This window comes from Rhodoblastus sp. (assembly GCF_041915505.1).
In the GTDB taxonomy this organism is placed as follows: domain Bacteria; phylum Pseudomonadota; class Alphaproteobacteria; order Rhizobiales; family Beijerinckiaceae; genus Rhodoblastus.
The window spans coordinates 1-2,426 of record NZ_JAYSBG010000456.1; the positions used below are offsets into that span (position 1 = coordinate 1).

General features: G+C 62.4%; 4 protein-coding genes. All 4 read left to right on the forward strand.

Annotation, left to right across the window (positions count from 1 at the left end; translation table 11 throughout):
- On the forward strand, positions 1-238 hold a 238-nt coding region (locus ACE3S9_RS18525), incomplete at its 5' end, for a phenol hydroxylase subunit P4 (protein ID WP_374547947.1).
- A gap of 49 nt (positions 239-287) precedes the next feature.
- The gene (locus tag ACE3S9_RS18530) at positions 288-1,352 is read left to right on the forward strand and encodes an NADH:ubiquinone reductase (Na(+)-transporting) subunit F (protein ID WP_374547948.1); all 1,065 of its coding nucleotides are present in this window, start codon (positions 288-290) and stop codon (positions 1,350-1,352) included.
- Positions 1,352-1,705 carry a 2Fe-2S iron-sulfur cluster-binding protein gene (locus ACE3S9_RS18535; RefSeq protein WP_374547949.1) on the forward strand — a complete coding sequence of 118 codons (354 nt, stop codon included), beginning with the start codon at positions 1,352-1,354 and terminating at the stop codon, positions 1,703-1,705. The genes ACE3S9_RS18530 and ACE3S9_RS18535 overlap by 1 nt, the downstream gene beginning before the upstream one ends.
- A gap of 12 nt (positions 1,706-1,717) precedes the next feature.
- A partial coding sequence (locus tag ACE3S9_RS18540) for a VOC family protein (protein ID WP_374547950.1) occupies positions 1,718-2,426 on the forward strand: 709 nt, incomplete at its 3' end.

Sequence of the window (2,426 nt, forward strand, 5' to 3'; positions counted from 1 at the left end):
CTTTCCGCTGCCGCCCTCCATGCCCTTCGGCGCCTTCATCGAGGCGATCGTCAAGCCGCATTACGCGGCCCATCCGGATTTCGAAAAGATCGACTGGTCGAAGGTGATCTGGTCGATCGACGACGAGAAAAAGACGCCCGACCTCGACAAGTCGCTTGAGGAAAACGGCCTGAAGCACAAGTCGCTGGTGCGGTTCTGGACGCCCGGCCTCGAAGGCTACAAGGGCTCCGCGAGCTGATCTCCGCAGAACGAGAACAAGCGGAAGAACGGCGCCGGGAGAGAGAGTCATGTCGGTCCATCAACTCACGATAGAACCCCTGGGCGAAGAGATCGAGGTCGGCGACGGCCAGACGATTCTTGACGCCTGCCTGCGGGCGGGAATCTATCTGCCGCACGCCTGCGGCCATGGCCTGTGTGGCACCTGCAAGACGCAGGTGCTGGACGGCGAGATCGATCACGGCGAGGCCTCGCCCTTCGCGCTGATGGATTTCGAGCGCGACGACGGATTCGTGCTCGCCTGCACGGCGACGCTGAAAGGCGATGTCGCCATCGAGGCCGATGTCGAGGAGGATCCCGACGCGCGCAAGATTCCGGTGCGCGATTTCGTGGGCGAAGTCGTCGCGCTCGACGATCTCACCCATGACGTCAAAGGCGTGCGTCTGGCGCTCACAGATGGCCCGATCGATTTCCAGGCCGGCCAATATATCAATCTGTTCCTGCCGGGGATCGACGCGTCGCGCGCCTTTTCCATCGCCAATCCGCCGTCCGATGACGGCCATGTTGAATTACAGATCCGCCGCGTGCCCGGTGGCGCGGCGACAGGCTATATCCATGAAAAACTGAAGCCGGGCGACAAGCTCAAATTCACCGGGCCGCAGGGCCGTTTCATCGTGCGGAAATCGCGCGGCGGACCTCTGCTGTTTCTCGCCGGCGGCACCGGCGTTTCGAGCCCGCGCTCGATGATCCTCGACCTGCTGGCCGAGGGCTATGCGGAGCCGATCACTCTGGTTCACGGCGTCCGCACGCAGGCCGATCTTTACGGCCGAGACGAATTCGAGGCGCTTGCGAAACGCCACGCCAACTTCCGCTATGCGCCGGCGCTTTCGCATGAGCCGGACGACAGCGGCTGGAGCGGCGCGCGCGGCTTCGTGCATGACGTCGCCAAGAAAATCTTCGACGGAGTCTTCGAAGGTTCGACGGCCTATCTCTGCGGTCCGCCGCCGATGATCGAGGCCTGTATCGCGACGCTGATGCAGGGCCGCCTGTTCGAGAAACACATTTTCACCGAGCGGTTTTTCACGGCGAAGGATTGCGCCGAAAAACCCAAGAGCCCCGTGTTCCGGAGGCTCTGATGGCGAAGGAGCGCTTTCCCATTCATGTCGAGGGCAGCGGCGACGCATCGGGCTATGCGCATGAACGCGTGCTGGTGTCGCTGGAGCGGGCGCAGGGCTTCGGCCAGCTCAAGAATCTGCCGTGCAAATTGCCGGTCGGCTGCCGTCGCGGCGGCTGTGGGATCTGCCGGGTGCGCGTCGTGGCGGGCGAATTCCGCGCCGACACGATGAGCCGCGCGCATGTCTCTGCGGATGATGAAAGGGAGGGGCTGGTTCTCTCCTGCTGCATCTATCCGCTGTCGGAACTTTCGCTGCGACTGGAGCCAGCGGTCGCCGTCAAAGACAAGGGCCAGAAGGCCGCAAAAGAAGCTTAAGGAGGAAGTGTCATGGCTATTTCCGGAATCCTGCGTCCGGGTTTCGTCCAGATCCGTGTTCTGGATATGCCCGCGTCGGTCGAATATTATACCAAGCGCATCGGCCTGCATCAGGTGACGGAGGGCCCCGACGGCCGCGTCTATCTGAAATCGGCGGACGAATTCGATCATCATTCGATCGTGCTGCGCCGCGCCGACGCCGCGGGCGTCGACGTCATGGCCTTCAAATGCCTCGAAGACGCCGATCTCGATCATTACGAGAAGAAGGTGGTCGCTTACGGAATCGCGGTCGATCATGTTCCGGCCGGCGAGCAGCCCGGCATTGGCCGTCGCATCGGCTTCACCGTTCCGACCGGCCATCGCATCGAGCTTTACGCCCATGCGGACCAGTCCGATCCGAAGCCCTATGTCCACAATCCCCATGTTTGGTCGGTGGAGCCGCATGGCATGGCGGCGCGCCGCTTCGACCATGCCCTGTTCTATGGACCGAATATCGACGAGGTGACGGACTTTTTCGTCAAGGTGCTGGACTTCCGCCTGACCGAGCGCGTCGACATGCCCGACGGCCTGCTGGCGGTCTGGCTCACCTGCGGCATGAAGGCGCATGACATCGCCTTCGTGAAATATCCCGAGCCGGGCAAGCTGCACCACATCTCCTTCGAACTGGAGAACTGGCAGGCGGTCGGCAATGCGGCGGACATCATCACGCATTACGACATTT